Genomic DNA, 18,626 nt, shown 5'->3' on the forward strand with positions numbered 1-18,626 from the left:
CCGTCAGCGGAAGTCCCGAGATCGGTGCTGGATGCCGGTGCGCAGGTCCTCGAACGCGTCAGCGAGCACGTTCACCACGCCCTCGGCCGAGCGCTCGAGGATGCCGCGGACGATGAGCGCCGGCGAGTCCCTGGCGACCCGTTGATAGCGCTTCCACACACCGGGGGAGCAGACCACGTTGACGAGGCCCTGTTCGTCCTCGAGGTTGAGGAACGTGATGCCGGATGCCGTCGCCGGTCGCTGCCGGTGCGTCACGAGACCCGCCACCTCGATGCGCCGACCGACCTCATGATCCGCCAATCGCGCGGAGGGGATCACACCTCGCTCGTCCAGTTGCGCACGGAAATGCGCCAGAGGATGATCATCGGTCGCGACACCCGTCGCCCAGAGATCGGCGGAGAGCTGCTCGTATCCGGTCTGATCGGGGAACAGCGGCGGCTGCACGGCCAGGACCGTGCCGGGCAGATAGCGGGCGCGATCCTCGGCGGCGGCGCCTGCGAGCCAGGCCGCCTCCCGGCGTTTCATCCCCATGCTCTCGAACGCCCCGGCCGTCGCCAGCGCCTCCACCTGTGCGGCGGTGGCATCCGTGCGGCGCACGAGGTCGTTCAGATCCCGGAAGGGGCCGTTCGCGTCCCGTTCCGCGACGATCCGTTCGGCGAACGGCAGCCCGATGCTGCGGACATCCGAGAGCCCGAGCCGGACGGTGAAGGCGCCGTCCCGGCGGTGAGCCGCTGATTCGTCCGGTTTCGACCGGTCGAAGCGGACCGCGGCATCCGGATCCCCGTCGACGAGACAGCCGGGCAGGCCCGTAGCGGCGTGATCGTCACCGACAGGCTCGAGCGAAGCCTGCGCGCCGGAGGCATGCAGGTCGGGCCGGTGCACGCGCACGCCGTGCCGGCGGGCATCGGCGGTGAGCGTCGCCGCCGAATAGAACCCCATCGGCTGGGAGCGCAGGAGCCCGGCGAGGAACGCGGCCGGATAGTGCAGCTTCAACCACGAACTGGCGTAGACCAGCAGCGCGAACGACAGCGAATGCGACTCGGCGAAGCCGAAGTTCGAGAACGCCTGGATCTGCGCGTAGATCCGGTCCGAGGTGGCCTCGTCCAGGCCGTGCCGCCTCATACCCGCGTACAGCTTGCCGCGGATGCGATCGATCTTCTCCAGCCCGCGCTTGGACCCCATCGCCCGGCGCAGCAGATCGGCCTCGTCGGCCGTGCAGTCTCCCAGCGCCGTCGCCATCTGGATGAGCTGCTCCTGGAATACGGGGATGCCGAGTGTGCGCTTCAGAATCGGCTCCAGCGCCGAGTGCGCGTAGGCGACCTTCTCCTGCCCGAGCTTGCGACGTACGAACGGATGCACGGCCCCGCCCTGGATGGGGCCTGGGCGGATGAGGGCGATCTGGATGACGAGGTCGTAGAACTCTCGGGGCTGCAATCGCGGCAGCAGCCCCATCTGCGCCCGGGACTCGACCTGGAACACTCCGATCGAATCGGCCCGGCACAGCATGTCGTACACCGCCGGTTCCTCCTTCGGGAGGGACTGCAGCGTCCAGCGTTCTCCGGTGGCGTCTGCGATGAGATCGAAGCAGTGCTGCAGTGCCGCCAGCATCCCCAGCCCCAGCAGATCGAACTTCACCAGCCCCATCCAGGCCGCGTCGTCCTTGTCCCACTGGATGACCGTGCGGTTCGCCATCCTGGCGTGCTCGACGGGGACCACCTCGCCGACCGGCCTGGCGGTGAGCACCATGCCGCCGGAGTGGATGCCGAGATGCCGGGGCGCCTTCAGCAGGTCGCCGGCATAGGCGAGCACCTGCGCGGGGATGTCGTGTCCTTCGGCGGGCTGCAGATCGGCGCCCCACCCCTCGACCTGCTTGGACCAGGCATCCTGCTGCCCGGCGGAGTGACCGAGAGCCCTCGCCATGTCCCGGACGGCGTTCTTGGGGCGGTACTGGATCACGTTCGCCACCTGAGCCGCCCGCTCGCGTCCGTACTGCTGGTACACCCACTGGATGATCTCCTCGCGGCGGTCCGAGTCGAAGTCCACGTCGATGTCCGGCTCTTCCTCGCGCGTCGTCGCGAGGAAGCGTTCGAAGGGGAGCCGGTACAGGATCGGGTCGACCGCGGTGATCCCGAGCAGATAGCAGACCGCGCTCGCCGCGGCCGACCCTCGTCCCTGGCACAGGATGCCGCGGCGACGCGCCTCGGAAACGATGCCGTGCACGATGAGGAAGTACCCGGGGAAGTCCTTCTCCTCGATGACGTCCAGTTCGCGCTCGATGCGGCGGCGGCCGTCGTCGTCCAGACGGGGGTAGATCCGGGGGACCGCCTCCCAGACCAGAGCGCGCAGATGGCTCATCGGGGTCTCTCCGTCGGGGACCGTCATGCGGGGCAGAGCGGGGCGGGCGCGGCGCAGCTCGAAGGCGCTGTCGCGGGCGATGGCGAGTCCGTGGCTGATCGCCCCGGGGAAGCGGCGGAAGCGGTCGGTCATCTCGGCGCCGCTGCGCAGATGCGCCCAGCCGTGCACGGGGAGCCAGCCGTCCAGCTCGTCCATGCCACGGGTGGCGCGCACCGCGGCGACCGCCTCGGCCATCCCGACGCGCTCCGGGGCCGCGTAGTGCACGTTGTTGGTCGCCACGACCGGCAGCCGTTCGGCGCGCGCCAGGTCGGCCAGGGCATCGTTGCGACGGGAATCCAGGGGATCGCCGTGGTCGATGAGCTCGACGGCCACCCGATCACGGCCGAACAGGTCGACGAGGCGGCGCAGGGGCGTCGCGGCGTCGCCCGCGGCGAGCCCGCGCCGCACAGCGCCCTTGCGGCAGCCCGTGAGGATCGTCCAGTGACCGTCCGCGCTCGCTGCGAGCTCGTCGATGTCGTACTGCGGGCGTCCCTTCTCGCCACCGCGCAACTGAGCGCGGGTGATCGCGCCGGACAGCCGGTGGTAGCCCTCGATGCCGCCGGCGAGGACCAGCAGATGCTCCCCGGGAGGATCGGGGGAGCCCTTCCGGGGGGCGGTGAGATTCAGCGACAGCTCGGCTCCGAAGATCGTCTGCACGCCGAGCCTCGCGGCATCGGCGGTCTCGGCGAAGCGCGCCGCGCCGTAGAAGCCGTCGTGGTCGGTGATCGCCAGAGCGGTGAGCCCGAGTCGCTCGGCCTCGAGGAGCAGATCCTCGGGGGTGGACGCGCCGTCCAGGAACGAGAACGTGGAATGCGCGTGCAGTTCGGCATAGGGGACGGCGTCCTCCGGGCGGACGATGGGCGCTGGCGGCTCGGACTGCCTCTTCCGGCTGATCGGGCCTGGATCGGGGCGGATGGGGACGCCGTCTGCCGGTTCGCGAGCACTGAGGGTCTCTTCGAGTTCGCTCCAGCTCATGCCGGGGTGATTCTGCCAGCCCATCAGACGTACCTCCCCTCGGCCCACCAGGCCTCGCGCTCCCACAGCACGAGCCATGCCCGCCCGCCGGCATCGACGATCTGGAAACGATGCGCGTTCTGCGCGGCATCCGGATCCCAGCCGTGCTCACGCAACGGCCAGGGGCCCGCCCAGGAGATCACCTCCGCATCCGCGATGAAGGCGGGGGCGGCGGAGAGCGCGCCTCTCGCGTCGACGGCGGGGACGGACCGATCGGCCGAGACGACGGCGATCGGCCGCGGAGGCGTGAAGACCTCGGCGGGGTGCGGCGCCGGCAGGCTCCCCGGCCAGGGGAGAGCCGGGTCGCGATCGATCGGAGCGCGATCGCCCCAGGGCTGCAGCTGCTGCCGATCGGCCAGGCGACGCCCGCCGACGATCACCGGGGTGACGACGCCTCGGTGGCCGAGCAGCGCCTGCACCCGGGAGACGGCATGATGCAGACGCTCCTCCGGCCCTTGGCCGAAGAGCCCCGGTTGATGGTGACGGCTGTCGTCCGTACGGGTCGGGATGATCCGCACGGTCACGATCCCGGCCGGCACCCGGTCCGAGGTGCTCGATTCGGCGGGACGCAGCGTCTCGAGCTGCCAGCGCACCCGGTCGACGAGGTCCGCGGCTTCGAAGGAGGTCGGATGCATCCACACCCGCGAGCCGACCGCTCCGTCGTCGTCGGTGAACTCGATGCGCACCTCGGTGCAGACCAGCGACGCCTCGGCGAGGCCGGCGAAGACGGCATCCGCGGTCTGCCTGACCGCGAAGGCCACCTGATCGGCCTGGGCGAGGGGCGTCTCGAACGACACCTCTCGAGAGAGCTCGGGGGGCGCGGACCTGGTTGGCAGGGGGCGGGAGTCGGCACCGGCGGCCAGCGCGTGCAGGCGGGCGCCGCGCTCGCCGAAGCGGTCGCGGATCATGTTCTCGCCGAGACGGGCGAAATCGGCGAGGCGCCTGACCCCGAGCCGATCGAGCAGCGCGGTGATCTCCTCGTCCCCGAGGACCTGGACGGGCAGGGGAGCGAGGAAGTCGGCCGCGCCCCCCGGCGGCACGACGAAAGCCGGGTCTCCGAGGCGCGCCGCCTGTTCGGCGGTGAACAGCCCATCGGCGACGCCGGCCCTCGTGCCCGGGTACCCGTGCTCGGCGAGCACGCCGATGAGCACGCGTGCGGCTTCGGCTTCGCCGCCGTAGTAGCGGGCCGGCCCTCGGGCGCGCAGCGCGGCGAGACCTGGGCGCAGCGGCTGAACGCCGGGCACCTGATCCTCCAGCAGCCGCAGGACGGGCAGGAACGCGCTCTCGTCCCGCAGCGGATCGGCGTTCAGCAGCTGCAGCGCGGGGGAGCGGGACTGCGCCAGCCGCCGACGCTGTCCGCGGCGCACCCCCTGTGCTCTGGCCTCGGCGGAGCAGGCGATGATCGTGTTCGCCTGCACGACGGCCACGGGACCGTACGGCGGCGGGGCGCCGACGGCCGCGCGCACCGGCCAGTCCGGCAGCCACAGCACGAGATGGCGAGGCGGCATCATCCGGCCACCGCCCACTGATCGGGAAGAACAGGATGCTCGTCCGCCGTGCGGCGCAGCGGAGCGACCGGACGCAGCGGGGCCGGCGCGGCATCCACGCGCCCCAGGGAACCGGGCAGTCGCACCCGGATGCGGCGCTGCGTCTCCAGCCGGCGGGAAGAGCAGCTGAGCGTGACCGTGCGATCGGCGAGCAGCCCCCAGCCGTCACCGAGTCCGTTCCACTCGGTCTCCTCCACGCGCAGCGTCGCCTCGCTCTGCGGCCAGCGGGCCGTGACCAGGAGCGTGCACGCCCGATCGCGCAACCGTGCGCTCATGCGCTGGATATCGGCATCCGATGCCCGACTGCGCGGATGCACGGCGATGAGCGGGATGACCTCACTCAACGCGGAGGCGACGGTGAGCCAGCGCGGGCCGGGGTCCGGCACGAGGATGAGGCGCGACAGATCGACGCCGAAGTCGGCCATCGCCTCGATGCCGAGGGTCGGCATGCCGATGACGGCGCACCAGGAGCCCCTCTGCGAGGGAGCTGCGAGCAATGCGCCGAGCAGACTCGGCGACGGCATGAGGGAGTATGCGGCGCCGGTGCGCAGTCCGTCATCGGGCAGCAGGCCTTCGAGGGCGGGGTCGATCGGCAGAAGGGGCACGTCGCTGCGCCGGCGCTGCATGCGGGAGATCTCGCTGCGCAGTCGATGCAGTTCCTGCGCGCGGGAAGCGCTGCTCTCACGGGGGAGAGCGGTCGGGGCGGGGAGTGCGGTGCCCATGCATCCATCCTCGAAGATATCTACGAATAAATCAAGTGGTGCTCCGATCGTAATTCGGACATCGGACATTCGCTGGGTGCGGTTATCCACAGGCCCGTCACGTCAGGATCGCCGATCGCCTAGCCTTCGGGGATGCCCGAGCTGCTGCGCACCGCGATCGTCATCGCCGTGCACGCAGGGCTCATCGGCATCGGCATCTGGCTGATCGTCATCGACGCGCGAACGCACCGCCTCCCGAACCGCATCGTCCTGCCCGTCGGAGCGGCGCTTCTCGCGCTCGTCGGCATCGAGGCGCTCGCCGCGGGCGACGTCTCCGTCCTCGTCCGCACCCTCGCGGGAGGAGCGATCCTCGGCGGCTTCTACGCCGCGCTGTTCCTCGCCGGCGGCGGAGTGGGCGGCGGAGATGTGAAGCTGGCGGCGGTGATCGGCCTCGTGCTCGCCTGGCACGGATGGCAGGCGCTGATCGTCGGCGCGGCAGCGGCGTTCGTCCTCGGCGCCGTCTACGCGCTCGCCCTGATGGCCCTGCGCAGGGCGCAGCGGAGCACCCGCATCGCCTTCGGACCGTGGATGATCGTCGGCGCGGTGCTCGGCATCGCTGCGGGCTGACAGGTCTAGGGTGAGATCATGGCACTCGCACGACTCCACGGCGGCCCGCTGGACGGGCAGATCCTTCCGCTCGAGGCGGACGTCGATGACAAGCTGATCGTCCCCTACGCCGAGACCCAGGTGGTCTACCTCCGCAGTGGAGAGCCGCAGAACACCGGTGACAGCGACGGGCCGACCGAGGTCGACTACTGGTACGAGGAATCCCTCGAGGACCTCACCCCGTCGGACGACTGAGAATGGCCGAGGCTCCGAACGCATCCGAGCCGTCGCGCACCGTCGAGGTCGAGCGCAAGTACGACGTCGACGGCGACACTCCGCTGCCGCTGTGGCAGGGGATCCCCGGTGTCGACGCGGTCACGACGGGGGAGCTGCGCGTGCTCGACGCGCGCTACCTGGACACGGCCGAAGCAGCCCTCGCGCGCTCCGGAGTCGCGCTGCGCCGCCGGACCGGTGGACCGGATGCCGGCTGGCACATCAAGGGCCCTCGCGAGGGAGACGGGCGGCTCGAGATCGGCTGGCCGCTCGGTGACGACGAGGCGGTTCCGGATGCCGTGGCCGACGTGCTCGCCCGCTGGACGGCCGAACCTCTGACGCCCCTCGCCCGGATCGAGAACGATCGCACCGCCTATCTGCTGACCGGGCCGGACGGTGTCGTCGCCGAGTTCGTCGACGATCGCGTCCGCGCGACCGATCTCCGCCAGGGCACCGAGCGCCGGTGGCGCGAGTGGGAGTTCGAACTGGGCCCCGCCGCTCCGGTCGACCCCGACGAGCGCGAGCGGCTCTTCGCCGCGGCGGAACGGGCGATCTTCGCCGCGGGCGGCCGGCACGCGGCATCCGGATCCAAGCTCGCGCGCGCCCTCGGATTCTGAACCGCTCCGATACCCGGGCCGGCGTGCACTGACAAGCCCCTGGTGCTCGGCGCGCCGACGTGCGAGCGTGTGCTCATGAGCGCCTATCTCCGAGTGCCGCAGACCGTGCTCCCGTCGACTCCGCTGCACCAGGACGAGGTGCGCGAGGTCTTCGCGTCCCAGCCGGACATCGATCGACGGGCCGTCCGCATCGTGAACGCCTCCTTCGGCGGCTCCGGCATCGAGACCCGCCACACGGCGATCGCCGAACTCGGAACCGAGTACACGGGCGACGCGACCTTCTACGATCGCTCATCGAATCTGCTCCTCGCTCCGGGGACCGCGGTGCGAAACGAACTGTACGTCCGGGCCGCGACGCCGATGTTCGTCGAGGCGGCACGACAGGCGCTCGACGCGGCCGACGACATCGCCCCGGAAGACATCACGCACGTCATCACCGTTTCCTGCACCGGATTCCATGCGCCAGGACCCGATTTCGCGATCGTCACCGAGCTGGGGCTGCGCCCCGGCGTCGAGCGGTATCACTTCGGGTTCATGGGCTGCTATGCCTCGATTCCGGCGCTGCGCGCCGCAGCCCAGTTCTGCCATGCGGATGCCGACGCCGTCGTCCTCGTGGTCAGCGCCGAATTGTGCACGCTGCATCTGCGCTCGTCGAGCGATCCGGACACGATCATCGCCTCCTCCCTCTTCGCGGACGGAGCAGCCGGCGCACTCGTGACGGGGCGGCCGCCGGAACCCGGCATCCCCGGTGCCGAGCTGGACTCGTTCGCCACGGCGATCGCCCCCGACTCCGTGGAGCACATGGCCTGGACGATCGGAGACCACGGCTTCGAGATGATCCTCTCCACCGCCGTGCCCAAGGTGATCGAGGCGAACATCGACGACGCGCTCGGGGCCCTGTGCTCGGCGGACGAGGAGCTCGCCTACGCCCGCGACTGCGCGGATCTCGCCGGCACGGTCACGCACTGGGCCGTGCACCCCGGAGGTCGAGACATCCTCGACCGGGTGCAGCACGCGGTCGGTCTCGCCGATACCCAGCTGGATGCCGCGCGAGAGGTGCTGCGCACCTGCGGCAACATGTCCAGTGCGACGGTCCTGTTCGTCATCCGGCGCATCCTGCTCGACGACGCGACGCGGACGGGGGAGCGTCTGATCGCGATGGCGTTCGGCCCCGGACTCACGATGGAGGGCGGTGTCATGACCGTGCTCGGCGGTGCGGGGGACGGTGCCTGACCTGAGCTCGCGCGACATCTCTGCGCGTGAGCTCATGGACGACCCGGATGCCGACCCGGTCGCTCTGGAGGCCACCTATCAGCGATTCCGGATGATCAATGCGCTCGTCGGCGGCTGGCGACGCATCTACCTGCATCGGATCAGGACGCGGGTGCGCGCCGCCGACGTGCGGATCCTGGACATCGGATCCGGTGGCGGTGACGTCACGCGCAGGATCGCGCGATGGGTCAGGCGCGATGCATCGCGAACGGTCGTCACAGCGCTCGACGCGGATCCCCGAGCCACCGCGTGGGCCGAGCGTCAGGGCGGACCGGCGAACATCCGGTATCGCACCGGAACGACTGCCGACCTCGTCGCGGCGGGAGAGCGCTTCGACGTCGTCGTGTCGAACCATCTGCTGCACCACCTCGACAGCGTGCCCGACCTGCTGCGCGAAACGGAGGCGCTGCTGGCCGAAGACGGCATCGCCGTGCACGTGGACATCGCCCGCAGCGGGCGCGCGTACACGTTGTTCGACGCCCTCACCCGCGTGCTCCAGCTCTTGCTCGCCGGATCGTTCATCCGAGCGGACGGGCTGACCAGCATCCGCCGCTCGTACACCGTGGCAGAACTCGCCGAGCTCGCGCCGCAGGGCTGGACAGCGGTCGCGTCGTCTCCCCACCGCGTCGTTCTGCTCAGGGGCGGCGTGCGTGCCTGAATGCGATGTCGCCATCGTGGGCGCCGGGCCGGCCGGGCTGCTGCTGGCCTGCCTGCTCGCACGACGCGGGACGAACGTGCTCGTGCTCGAGCGGGGGACCGGTCACGAGGATCGATCGAGGGCGATCGGCATCCACCCGCCCGGCCTCGCCGCGCTCCGGGTCGCCGGAGTCGACGAGGCGTTCCGCGCGGAGGCGCTCCTTCTCGCCGGGGGAACCGTGAGTTCGCGAGGACGCGCACTGGCGGAGCAGGACTTCGCCCCGGGGCGGGAGGTCCGCACCCTCGCGCAGTCTCGGACTCACGCGCTGCTCCAACAGCGACTTGCGGCGCTGGCTCCGGATGCCGTGCGCACCGGCGTCCACGTGAGCGATGTCGTCGGGTGCGCCGGAGCCGTCCGCGTGCTCGCGGTGCGCGACGGGCGGGAGCAGGAGTTCTCCGCACGACGGGTCGTCGTCGCGGACGGCGTGCACAGCGGCATCCGCGCTCGGCTGGGGCTGTCCTGGCGGCGGGTTCCCGGCGCCGGGGACTACACGATGCTGGATGTGGTCGATGCGCCGTCGGACGACCGGGCGCGGCTGCATCTCGAGCCGGACGGAGTGGTCGAGTCGTTCCCGCTCCCGCGCGGCGGGCGACGCTGGGTGATCCGTGAGCACGAGCAGATGCGACGCACGACGGCGTCCTTCGCGCGGACCGTCCTCGCCAGGACCGGCCTCGACATCGGCGAGCCGGGTGGAGCTCACCCCCAGAGCTTCCGTGCCGGACAGCACCGTGCGAGCCGGCTCGTGCACGGGCCCGCTGTCCTGCTCGGCGACGCGGCGCATGAGATCAGCCCGATCGGCGGGCAGGGCATGAACCTCGCCTGGATCGCGGCCTGTCGACTCGCCGTGGCGCTGACCGAGCGATCCGATCAGGATGCCGCACTGCGAGCGTACGAGCGGGTGTCGCTGCGGGCGGCGGCGGTCGCTCAGCGGCGAGCCCGTTTCAACATGGCGATGGGCGCGCCCGTCGGCGACGCGGTCCGCGCCGTGCGCGACGGCGCGATCGTGCTCCTCGACCAGGGCGTCAGCGGACGCCGAGTGCTCGGGGCGATGACGATGAGCGGACTGTGAACGACGACGGCCCGGCCCCCGAGAGCGGGGACCGGGCCGTCGAACGACGATCGATCAGAGGTTGATCATGTGACCTGAGAGGCCGTGGAACGCCTCCTGCAGTGCCTCCGACAGCGTCGGGTGCGTGTGCACGTTGCGTGCGGCTTCGAGAGCCGTGAGGTCCCACTTCTGCGCAAGCGTCAGCTCGGGGAGCAGCTCGGAGACGTCGGGGCCGATCAGGTGGCCGCCGATGAGCTCGAGGTGCTCGGCATCCGCGATGAGCTTGACGAAGCCGATCGGCTCGCCAAGGCCGTTCGCCTTGCCGTTCGCGCTGAACGGGAACTTCGCGACCTTGATCTCGCGGCCTTCGGCGCGTGCCTGCTCCTCGGTGAGGCCGAAGCTGGCGACCTGGGGCTGGCAGAACGTCGCACGCGGCATCATCCGGTAGTCGCCCAGCGTCTGGGTCTCGGCGCCGGCGATGGTCTCGGCCGCGACGACGCCCTGCGCCTCGGCGACGTGCGCCAGCTGGAGCTTCGCGGTGACGTCACCGATCGCGTAGATGCCTTCGACGTTCGTCCGCATGTGGTCGTCGATGTCGATCGCACCGCGCTCGGTCAGCGCGACGCCCGTGTTCTCCAGGCCGTAGCCGTTCACGTTCGCGGCGAAGCCGACCGACATGAGCACCTTGCCGGTCTCGATCGAGGTCTGCTGCCCGTCCTGACCCGTGTAGGTCACCGTGGCAGACGAGCCGTTGTCGACGATCGTCTCCACCTTGGTGGAGGTGAGGATGTCGATGCCGTACTTCTTGTACTGCTTGGTGATCTCCTTGGACACCTCGACGTCCTCGTTGGGCAGGGCCCGGTCGAGGAACTCGACGATGGTCACCTTGACGCCGTAGTTCGACAGCACGTAGGCGAACTCCATGCCGATGGCGCCGGCGCCGACGATCACGATCGACTCGGGCAGCTCGCGCGAGAGGATCTGCTCCTCGTACGTGACGACGTTCTCGCTGAGCTGCACACCGGGCAGCAGTCGAACGGTCGAACCAGTGGCGATGATGACGTTGTCGAACGTGACCTCTTCGGTCGTGCCGTCCGACTTCGCGACCGAGATCGCCTTCGGACCCGTGAATGTGCCTCGGCCGTCGTACTCGGTCACCTTGTTCTTCTTCATCAGGAAGTGGATGCCCTTGACGTGAGTGTCCGCCACCTTGCGGCTGCGGTCGAACGCCGCACCGAAGTCGAAGTGCACGTCACCCGAGATGCCGAAGAACTCGGCCTTGTGGTTGAAGGTGTGGGCGATCTCCGCGTTCTTGAGCAGCGACTTGGAGGGGATGCACCCGACGTTGAGGCACACACCGCCCCAGTACTTCTCTTCGATGATCGCGGTGGACAGTCCGAGTTGAGCGCTGCGGACGGCGGCGACGTATCCGCCAGGGCCCGCGCCGAGGATGACGACATCGTAATGTGGCATGGCTCCAGCCTATCCCTCTGCGGGGGTATCCGAATCGGTGCCGGGCGCGGACCGCCTTCCGCGCAGCCAGAACCAGACCATGGCGACGACGATAGCGAGGATGCCGACGATCGAGAGACCCCAGATCCAGGCGGATGCCGGGGAGGATTCGGTCGCGTCCGGGTTCTGCGTCGCGGTGGCGGCCGGCGTCGCATCCTCGGTGGGCGCCGCCGTCTCGGAGACCGAGGGGGTCGGCTCACTCGTCGCGGTCGGCTCCGTCGTCGCGGATGCTGCGGCCTCGGTCACGGTGAAGGCGAACTCGCCGTCGGTCGGGTGGCCGTCGCTGGAGACGACCTGCCAGATCACGGTGTACTCGCCGGCGGCCGCGGCATCCGCCTTCAACGGCTGGATCAGGACCGCGCCGTCGATCTCGGGTGCTCCGTCGGCGACATCGTTCCCCGCCGCATCCGTCACGACGACCGCCGTCCCGCCGTCGGACGCGATGAGGGCGGCGCTGAACGTCAACGTCATCTCGTCGGGCAGCGTCTGCACCGTGGATCCGGCCGGCGGATCCGACGAGACCAGTTCGTCGTGTGCGGATGCGCGGGTCGACGGGAGCAGGACGAGCAGAGCAGCCAGCATCCCGGCGGCGATCACAGCGGGCAGGAGTGGACGTTTCAGAGCAGCGGTAGGCACGCCTCCACCCTATGGTCGGCACCTCGACGGCGCCCGAGAGCGGATTCGCCCTCCCGTCGCCCCCGCTCGATCAGTTAGGCTGGGACGTCTAGGGAGGGCACCGTGACAGACAGCGAGAGCCGACACAGCGGAAACGCAGCGATCCATCGCGATGGTGAGCAGAAGCACGATGTGACGCAGACGTTCGGACATGATTCCGACCTCTCCTTCGTGCCGTTCGGCGTGGAGCTGAGTGAGGCGGAGCAGACCGCGATCGCGGCGCTGCCGTCGGGGTCGGCGCTGCTGCTCGTCCGCTCCGGCGCCCTGGCCGGCGCCCGCTACCTGCTCGACACCGACGTCACGACCGTCGGACGCCACCCCGAGGCGGACATCTTCTTCGATGACGTCACAGTGTCCCGTCGGCATGCCGAGGTCACGCGCAGCGGCACGACGTTCGAGATCATCGATCAGCGCTCCCTCAACGGCACCTACGTGAACGGCGAACGCGCGGATCGCGCCGTCCTCGCCAACGGCTACGAGGTGCGCGTCGGCAAGTTCCGGCTCAACTTCTTCGCCTCTCCCGTCGACCTCGCGGCGGCGAACGACTGATGGCGTCCGCCAGCCCCACCCGGGAACGCACGGCGTCTCCGGGTCTTCTGAGCATCGGTCAGGTGCTGGCGAGACTCACCCCCGAGTTCCCCGATGTGTCGGCCAGCAAGCTGCGCTTCCTCGAGGTGCGCGGCATCGTCACCCCGGCTCGGACCGAATCCGGCTATCGCAAGTTCTCCACGGGCGATGTCGAGCGGCTGCGCCTCGCGCTGACCCTTCAGCGCGACCACTACCTGCCGCTCAATGTGATCCGCGAGCAGCTCGACGATGCCGAGGCGAACGGCGATCTGTCCGGAGCGCTGAATCCGCCGCCGTCGATCGCACCGACGGCGCGCCGCTACCGGCGCGATGAGCTGCTGTCCGCGGCCGGCGCCGCCCCGCAGCTGCTCAACGATGCGATCAGCACCGGCATCATCGCGGCGGGGGAGTCGTACTCTGAGAACGTCGTCACGCTGCTGCGCGGTCTGGTCGCGCTCGACCGGCACGGCATCGAGCCGCGGCATCTGCGCTCGGTGCGCCAGAGCGCCGAGCGCGACGTCGCCCTCATCGAGTCGGCGATGTCCGCACTGCTGCGCCGGACGGATGCTGCATCGCGCGGCAAGGCCGGCGAACTTGGTCCGGAGCTCGCCTCGAAGATCGACGAGGTGCGCGCACTTTTCATGAAGGATGCGCTCTCGCGCATCCTTACGTAACGAACTGGTTGCGACACACCTTCGGCACAGCCGGGATGTCATTGCCGGGCACCGGGCACTGCTCTAGCGTGGAGGTAAGCGCTCCAGGGAGGAATTCAAATGAATGCGGACGAGCTGACAGGCGACCCGCGGTTCGTGTCCGAACTCCTCTTCACGGACGGTCTGCCCGCGATGGACGACGAGGTGGGCTACCGCGGCGCGGTGGCAGCCCGTGCCGCCGGGATCACGTACCGCCAGCTGGATTACTGGGCCCGCACCGAACTCGTCGTTCCGACCGTGCGCGGCGCGAGCGGATCCGGTTCGCAGCGTCTCTACGGCTTCCGCGACATCCTTGTGCTCAAGCTCGTCAAGCGCCTGCTCGACACCGGGATCTCGCTGCAGCAGATCCGCACCGCCGTCGATCAGCTGCGTGCTGCCGGCATCCGCGATCTCGCCGGAACCACTCTGATGAGCGACGGCGCCTCGGTGTACCTGTGCACCTCGAACGACGAGGTCATCGACCTCGTCAGCCGCGGTCAGGGAGTGTTCGGCATCGCGGTCGGAAAGGTCCTCCGCGAGGTCGAGTCGACGCTGGTCGAGTTCGACCCGACCGCCCCTGATCCCGTCGACGAACTCGCCACGCGTCGAGCCAAGCGCTCCGCCTGAGACGACGAAAGCCCGGCCTCGGCCGGGCTTTTCGCTGTCGTCTCGGCGTCAGGCCTTCGGACCCGTCTCCGCGACGGCGATGCGACCCGTGCGGATGATGCGATCCAGCAGCAGATCGAAGTCGGCGGCCAGCTCCTGGGCCGAGTCTCCCGGCCAGATGTGCAACGGCTTGGCGGCACCCTGCGCCTGCTGGAGAGACGTTCGCTCCGGGAGCTGAGGCGAGAGGACGAGCGGACCGAACATGTCGCGCAGCTCCTTGATGCGGAACTGGTGCTCGATCGACTGGGGACGCACGCGGTTCACGACGATGCCGAGCGGCTGCAGGCGGGGGGAGAGACCGCGTCGGATCTCCTCGATCGCGCGGAGCGCCCGGTCAGCGGCGGCGACGGAGAACAGCCCGGGTTCCGTGACGACCATGACCCGGTCGCTCGCGGCCCACGCCGTGCGGGTGAGAGCGTTCAGCGACGGGGCGCAGTCGATGAGCACGAGGTCGTAGTCGGCCTCGACGGAGGCCAGGGCCTCCTCGAGCTTCCACACGTCTCGGACGCTGGGGTGAGGGCCGTCGAAGTTGATCGCGGACGGGCTTCCGATGAGCACGTCGATCGTCCCCGGGTGTACCTTCGCCCAGCCGCTGGAGGTGATCGCCTGACGGACGACCTTCTCCTTGGGATTCGCCAGGACGTCGGCGACGTTGAGCCGCCCGGCGACCTGGATGTCCATCCCCGTGGAGACATCGGACTGCGGGTCGAGGTCGACGACGAGGGTCCGGACACCACGGGCGAAGGCCGCTGAGGCCAAGCCGAGGGTCACGGTCGTCTTGCCGACGCCTCCCTTGAGAGAGCTGACGCTGAGTACGTGCACGGACTCCACGTTACCTTGCCCTAGTCTGGGGAGACACTCAGCCCCGCCCTTGCACGCGGATCCGCACGTGCATCGAGCAATCAGAGGTGCGCATGTTCCAGAAGATCCTTGTGGCCAATCGCGGCGAGATCGCGATCCGTGCCTTCCGTGCGGCGTTCGAAGTCGGGGCGAGGACGGTCGCCGTCTTCCCCCATGAGGACCGCGGTTCCGTGCACCGGCTGAAGGCCGACGAGGCGTACGAGATCGGCGAACGCGGGCATCCGGTCCGCGCGTATCTCGATGTCGACGAGATCATCCGCGTGGCCCGCGAGTCCGGCGCCGACGCGATCTACCCCGGTTACGGATTCCTCTCCGAGAATCCGGAGCTGGCCGAGAAGGCGGCGGCGAACGGCATCGTCTTCATCGGGCCGCCGGCCGCGGTCCTCGAGATGGCGGGCAACAAGGTCGAGGCCAAGCGCCACGCCGTCGAAGCCGGGGTTCCCGTGCTGCGGTCGACCGAGGCATCCGATGACGTCGATGCACTCCTGGCGCAGGCCGACGGGATCGGCTTCCCGTTGTTCGCCAAGGCCGTCGCGGGTGGCGGCGGTCGCGGCATGCGCCGCGTCGAGACCAAGGCCGAACTCGCGCCCGCTCTCGCTGAAGCCATGCGCGAGGCGGCCAGCGCGTTCGGCGACGCGCGCATGTTCCTCGAGCAGGCGGTCGTGCGGCCCCGGCACATCGAGGTGCAGGTCCTGGCCGACAAGACCGGTGAGACCGTGCACCTGTTCGAGCGCGACTGCTCGGTGCAGCGTCGCCACCAGAAGGTCGTCGAGATCGCTCCGGCTCCGAACCTGGACGACAGCATCCGTCGTGATCTGCACGCCTATGCGACGGCTTTCGCCCGATCGATCGGCTACGAGAACGCCGGCACCGTGGAGTTCCTGCTCGAGACGGCGGGGGAGAACGCCGGCGACGTCGTCTTCATCGAGATGAATCCGCGCATCCAGGTCGAGCACACCGTGACCGAGGAGGTCACGGATGTCGATCTGGTGCAGACGCAGATGCGGATCGCCGCAGGGCAGACCCTGGCGCAGCTGGGCCTCGTGCAGGATCGGATCCAGCTGCGCGGCGCCGCACTGCAATGCCGCATCACGACGGAGGACCCCACGCAGGGCTTCCGTCCTGACACCGGAAAGATCACGACGTACCGTTCTCCCGGCGGCGCCGGAATCCGCCTGGACGGCGGGACCGTGCACCAGGGGGCGCAGATCAGCCCGCACTTCGACTCCATGCTGTCCAAGCTCACCTGCCGCGGGCGGGACTTCCCTGCTGCCGTCGCCCGTGCGCGTCGCGCCCTGGCGGAGTTCCGCATCCGCGGGGTGTCGACGAACATCCCGTTCCTGCAGGCACTGCTCGAAGACGAGTCGTTCATCGCGGGCGACGTGAGCACCTCGTTCATCGACGAGCGCCCCGATCTGCTCAAGGGCCGGGTCTCGAAGGACCGCGGGACGAAGATCCTCAACTGGCTCGTGGACGTCACCGTCAACAAGCCGAACGGCGCGCACCCGGGAACGGCCGACCCGCGGACCAAGCTCCCGACGCTGGACCTCTCCACGACGCCGGAGCCGGGATCCCGGCAGCGTCTGCAGGAGCTCGGACCGGATGCCTTCGCCGCCGCGCTGCGTCAGCAGAAGGCTCTGGCGATCACCGACACGACGTTCCGGGACGCGCATCAGTCGCTGCTCGCGACACGGGTCCGCACGCGCGATCTCGTCGCCGCGGCGCCGTATCTGGCCCGCCTCACCCCCGGGCTGCTGTCCGTGGAGGCGTGGGGCGGCGCGACCTACGATGTCGCGCTGCGGTTCCTCGGGGAGGACCCGTGGGAGCGCCTGGACAAGCTGCGGGAGGCCCTGCCCAACGTCGCGATCCAGATGCTGCTTCGGGGACGCAATACGGTCGGGTACACCCCGTACCCGACGGCGGTGACGGACGCCTTCGTGCAGGAGGCCGCGACCAGCGGCGTCGACATCTTCCGCATCTTCGACGCGCTCAACGACGTCGCGCAGATGCGGCCGGCGATCGACGCAGTGCGTGCGACCGGCACCGCCGTCGCCGAGGTGGCGCTGTGCTACACCGGTGATCTGCTGAACCCGGCAGAGGATCTGTACACGCTCGACTACTATCTCCGGCTGGCCGAGCAGATCGTCGAGTCGGGCGCGCACATCCTCGCCATCAAGGACATGGCGGGGCTCCTGCGGCCGGCGGCCGCGGCGAGGCTCGTCTCCGCGCTGCGCGAGCGCTTCGACCTCCCGGTCCACCTCCACACGCACGACACCCCCGGTGGCCAGCTGGCGACGCTGCTCGCGGCCAGTGCCGCCGGTGTGGATGCCGTGGATGCCGCGTCCGCACCGCTGTCCGGGACCACGAGTCAGCCGTCGTTGTCCTCTTTGGTCGCCGCTCTGGTGCACACCGAGCGCGACAGCGGCATCGATCTCGATGGCGTCAGCGACCTCGAGCCCTACTGGGAGGCGGTCCGTCGGACGTATGCGCCCTTCGAGTCCGGGCTCCCGGGGCCCACGGGCCGCGTGTACCACCACGAGATCCCGGGTGGACAGCTGTCGAACCTGCGCCAGCAGGCGAAGGCGCTGGGACTGGCCGATGACTTCGAGCTCATCGAGGACATGTACGCCGCCGCAGACCGCATTCTCGGACGCGTGCCGAAGGTCACGCCGTCCTCGAAGGTGGTCGGCGACCTGGCGCTGCACCTCGCTGCGGTGAAAGCGGATCCGGCCGACTTCGAAGCCCACCCGGAGAAGTACGACGTTCCGGATTCGGTCGTCGGCTTCATGGCCGGTGAGCTCGGCGATCTGCCCGGCGGGTGGCCGGAGCCGTTCCGTTCCAAGGTGCTCGCGGGGCGCACGGTGCGCCCGGTCCTCGCCGAGATCACCGCGGAGGACGAGCAGGAGCTCGAAGGGACCCGCACGCAGCGACGCGCACGCCTGAACCAGTTGCTCTTCCCGGCGCCGACGCGCGAGTTCGCCCAGAAGCGCGAGCTGTTCGGCGACCTGTCCGTGCTCGACACCAGTGACTACCTGTTCGGCCTCGTGCAGGGGCAGGAGCACCTGGTCGAGATCGATCGGGGAGTGCAGCTGTACGTCGGCCTCGAGGCGATCGGCGACGCAGACGAGCGGGGCATCCGGACCGTCATGACCACCCTGAACGGGCAGCTGCGTCCGGTGTTCGTGCGGGATCGGTCGATCGCGGTCGAACTCCACGACGTCGAAAAGGCCGACACCTCCAAGCCCGGTCAGGTGGCGGCTCCGTTCTCGGGCGTCGTGACGCTGAAGACCGAGGTGGGGGAGGTCGTCAGGGCCGGAGAGCCGGTCGCTTCGATCGAGGCGATGAAGATGGAGGCGGCGATCACCGCACCCGTCGACGGGGTCGTGGACCGCCTCGCCATCGCCCAGACCGCGCAGGTGGATGCCGGGGACCTTTTGGTCGTCATCCGCCCAGCCCAGTAACCTTGACCGGGCGTGCATGCTGC

16 protein-coding genes are annotated in these 18,626 nt (G+C 69.8%); 10 read left to right on the forward strand and 6 right to left on the reverse strand.

From position 1 onward, the window contains the following. Positions 1 to 3 precede the first annotated feature (3 nt). The 3 genes from M2317_RS16590 to M2317_RS16600 are packed head-to-tail and all read right to left on the reverse strand — an operon-like array spanning position 4 to position 5,677. On the reverse strand, positions 4 to 3,393 hold the full coding sequence (locus M2317_RS16590; protein WP_429462061.1) for an error-prone DNA polymerase: 3,390 nt from the start codon (positions 3,391 to 3,393) through the stop codon (positions 4 to 6). Then, positions 3,393 to 4,919: a DNA polymerase Y family protein gene (locus tag M2317_RS16595; RefSeq protein WP_429462063.1), complete on the reverse strand. Its 1,527-nt coding sequence runs from the start codon at positions 4,917 to 4,919 to the stop codon at positions 3,393 to 3,395. The genes M2317_RS16590 and M2317_RS16595 overlap by 1 nt, the downstream gene beginning before the upstream one ends. After that, on the reverse strand, positions 4,916 to 5,677 hold the full coding sequence (locus tag M2317_RS16600) for a hypothetical protein (protein WP_429462065.1): 762 nt from the start codon (positions 5,675 to 5,677) through the stop codon (positions 4,916 to 4,918). The genes M2317_RS16595 and M2317_RS16600 overlap by 4 nt, the downstream gene beginning before the upstream one ends. Before the next feature lie 132 nt (positions 5,678 to 5,809). Here M2317_RS16600 and M2317_RS16605 point away from each other — a divergent pair, with 132 nt between their 5' ends. The 6 genes from M2317_RS16605 (at position 5,810) to M2317_RS16630 (ending at position 10,190) form a co-directional block, all read left to right on the forward strand. Further along, positions 5,810 to 6,283, forward strand: a complete 474-nt coding sequence (locus M2317_RS16605) for a prepilin peptidase (protein WP_429462067.1) — start codon at positions 5,810 to 5,812, stop codon at positions 6,281 to 6,283. 18 nt (positions 6,284 to 6,301) lie between these two features. After that, positions 6,302 to 6,517 carry a response regulator gene (locus M2317_RS16610; protein ID WP_429462069.1) on the forward strand — a complete coding sequence of 72 codons (216 nt, stop codon included), beginning with the start codon at positions 6,302 to 6,304 and terminating at the stop codon, positions 6,515 to 6,517. 2 nt (positions 6,518 to 6,519) lie between these two features. Next, positions 6,520 to 7,152 carry a CYTH domain-containing protein gene (locus tag M2317_RS16615; protein WP_429462071.1) on the forward strand — a complete coding sequence of 211 codons (633 nt, stop codon included), beginning with the start codon at positions 6,520 to 6,522 and terminating at the stop codon, positions 7,150 to 7,152. Between the two features lie 75 nt (positions 7,153 to 7,227). Then, entirely contained in the window at positions 7,228 to 8,385 is a 1,158-nt protein-coding gene (locus tag M2317_RS16620) for a type III polyketide synthase (RefSeq protein ID WP_429462073.1), read from the forward strand. Next, the gene (locus tag M2317_RS16625; protein ID WP_429462075.1) at positions 8,378 to 9,082 is read left to right on the forward strand and encodes a methyltransferase domain-containing protein; all 705 of its coding nucleotides are present in this window, start codon (positions 8,378 to 8,380) and stop codon (positions 9,080 to 9,082) included. The genes M2317_RS16620 and M2317_RS16625 overlap by 8 nt, the downstream gene beginning before the upstream one ends. Further along, a complete protein-coding gene (locus tag M2317_RS16630; RefSeq protein ID WP_429462077.1) occupies positions 9,075 to 10,190 on the forward strand; it encodes an FAD-dependent oxidoreductase in 1,116 nt (371 codons plus the stop codon). The genes M2317_RS16625 and M2317_RS16630 overlap by 8 nt, the downstream gene beginning before the upstream one ends. 54 nt (positions 10,191 to 10,244) lie before the next feature. On the opposite strand, the gene lpdA is transcribed toward M2317_RS16630, so the two are convergent. Both lpdA and M2317_RS16640 read right to left on the reverse strand, forming a co-directional pair. Further along, positions 10,245 to 11,642 (reverse strand): dihydrolipoyl dehydrogenase, encoded by a 1,398-nt coding sequence (gene lpdA / locus M2317_RS16635; protein WP_429462079.1) that lies wholly within the window; start codon positions 11,640 to 11,642, stop codon positions 10,245 to 10,247. A gap of 9 nt (positions 11,643 to 11,651) precedes the next feature. Then, a complete protein-coding gene (locus tag M2317_RS16640) occupies positions 11,652 to 12,317 on the reverse strand; it encodes a copper resistance protein CopC (protein ID WP_429462081.1) in 666 nt (221 codons plus the stop codon). Between the two features lie 102 nt (positions 12,318 to 12,419). Between M2317_RS16640 and M2317_RS16645 the strand changes: the two genes are divergently transcribed. From M2317_RS16645 to M2317_RS16655, 3 genes are all read left to right on the forward strand, one after another. Next, positions 12,420 to 12,905: an FHA domain-containing protein gene (locus tag M2317_RS16645; protein ID WP_429462083.1), complete on the forward strand. Its 486-nt coding sequence runs from the start codon at positions 12,420 to 12,422 to the stop codon at positions 12,903 to 12,905. Continuing rightward, entirely contained in the window at positions 12,905 to 13,597 is a 693-nt protein-coding gene (locus tag M2317_RS16650; protein ID WP_429462085.1) for a MerR family transcriptional regulator, read from the forward strand. Before M2317_RS16645 ends, M2317_RS16650 begins: the two co-directional genes overlap by 1 nt. Before the next feature lie 99 nt (positions 13,598 to 13,696). After that, complete coding sequence (locus M2317_RS16655; RefSeq protein ID WP_406245664.1) at positions 13,697 to 14,242, forward strand: MerR family transcriptional regulator; 546 nt, start codon at positions 13,697 to 13,699, stop codon at positions 14,240 to 14,242. Positions 14,243 to 14,290: 48 nt separating this feature from the next. Here the strand turns inward: M2317_RS16655 and M2317_RS16660 are convergent, their stop codons facing one another. Beyond that, complete coding sequence (locus M2317_RS16660) at positions 14,291 to 15,103, reverse strand: ParA family protein (protein WP_429462087.1); 813 nt, start codon at positions 15,101 to 15,103, stop codon at positions 14,291 to 14,293. A 92-nt stretch (positions 15,104 to 15,195) separates the two neighbouring features. Here M2317_RS16660 and M2317_RS16665 point away from each other — a divergent pair, with 92 nt between their 5' ends. Then, positions 15,196 to 18,603, forward strand: a complete 3,408-nt coding sequence (locus tag M2317_RS16665) for a pyruvate carboxylase (RefSeq protein ID WP_429462089.1) — start codon at positions 15,196 to 15,198, stop codon at positions 18,601 to 18,603. Positions 18,604 to 18,626: the final 23 nt, after the last annotated feature.

It is taken from the genome of Microbacterium sp. ZKA21 (genome assembly GCF_050434165.1).
Classification (GTDB): domain Bacteria; phylum Actinomycetota; class Actinomycetes; order Actinomycetales; family Microbacteriaceae; genus Microbacterium.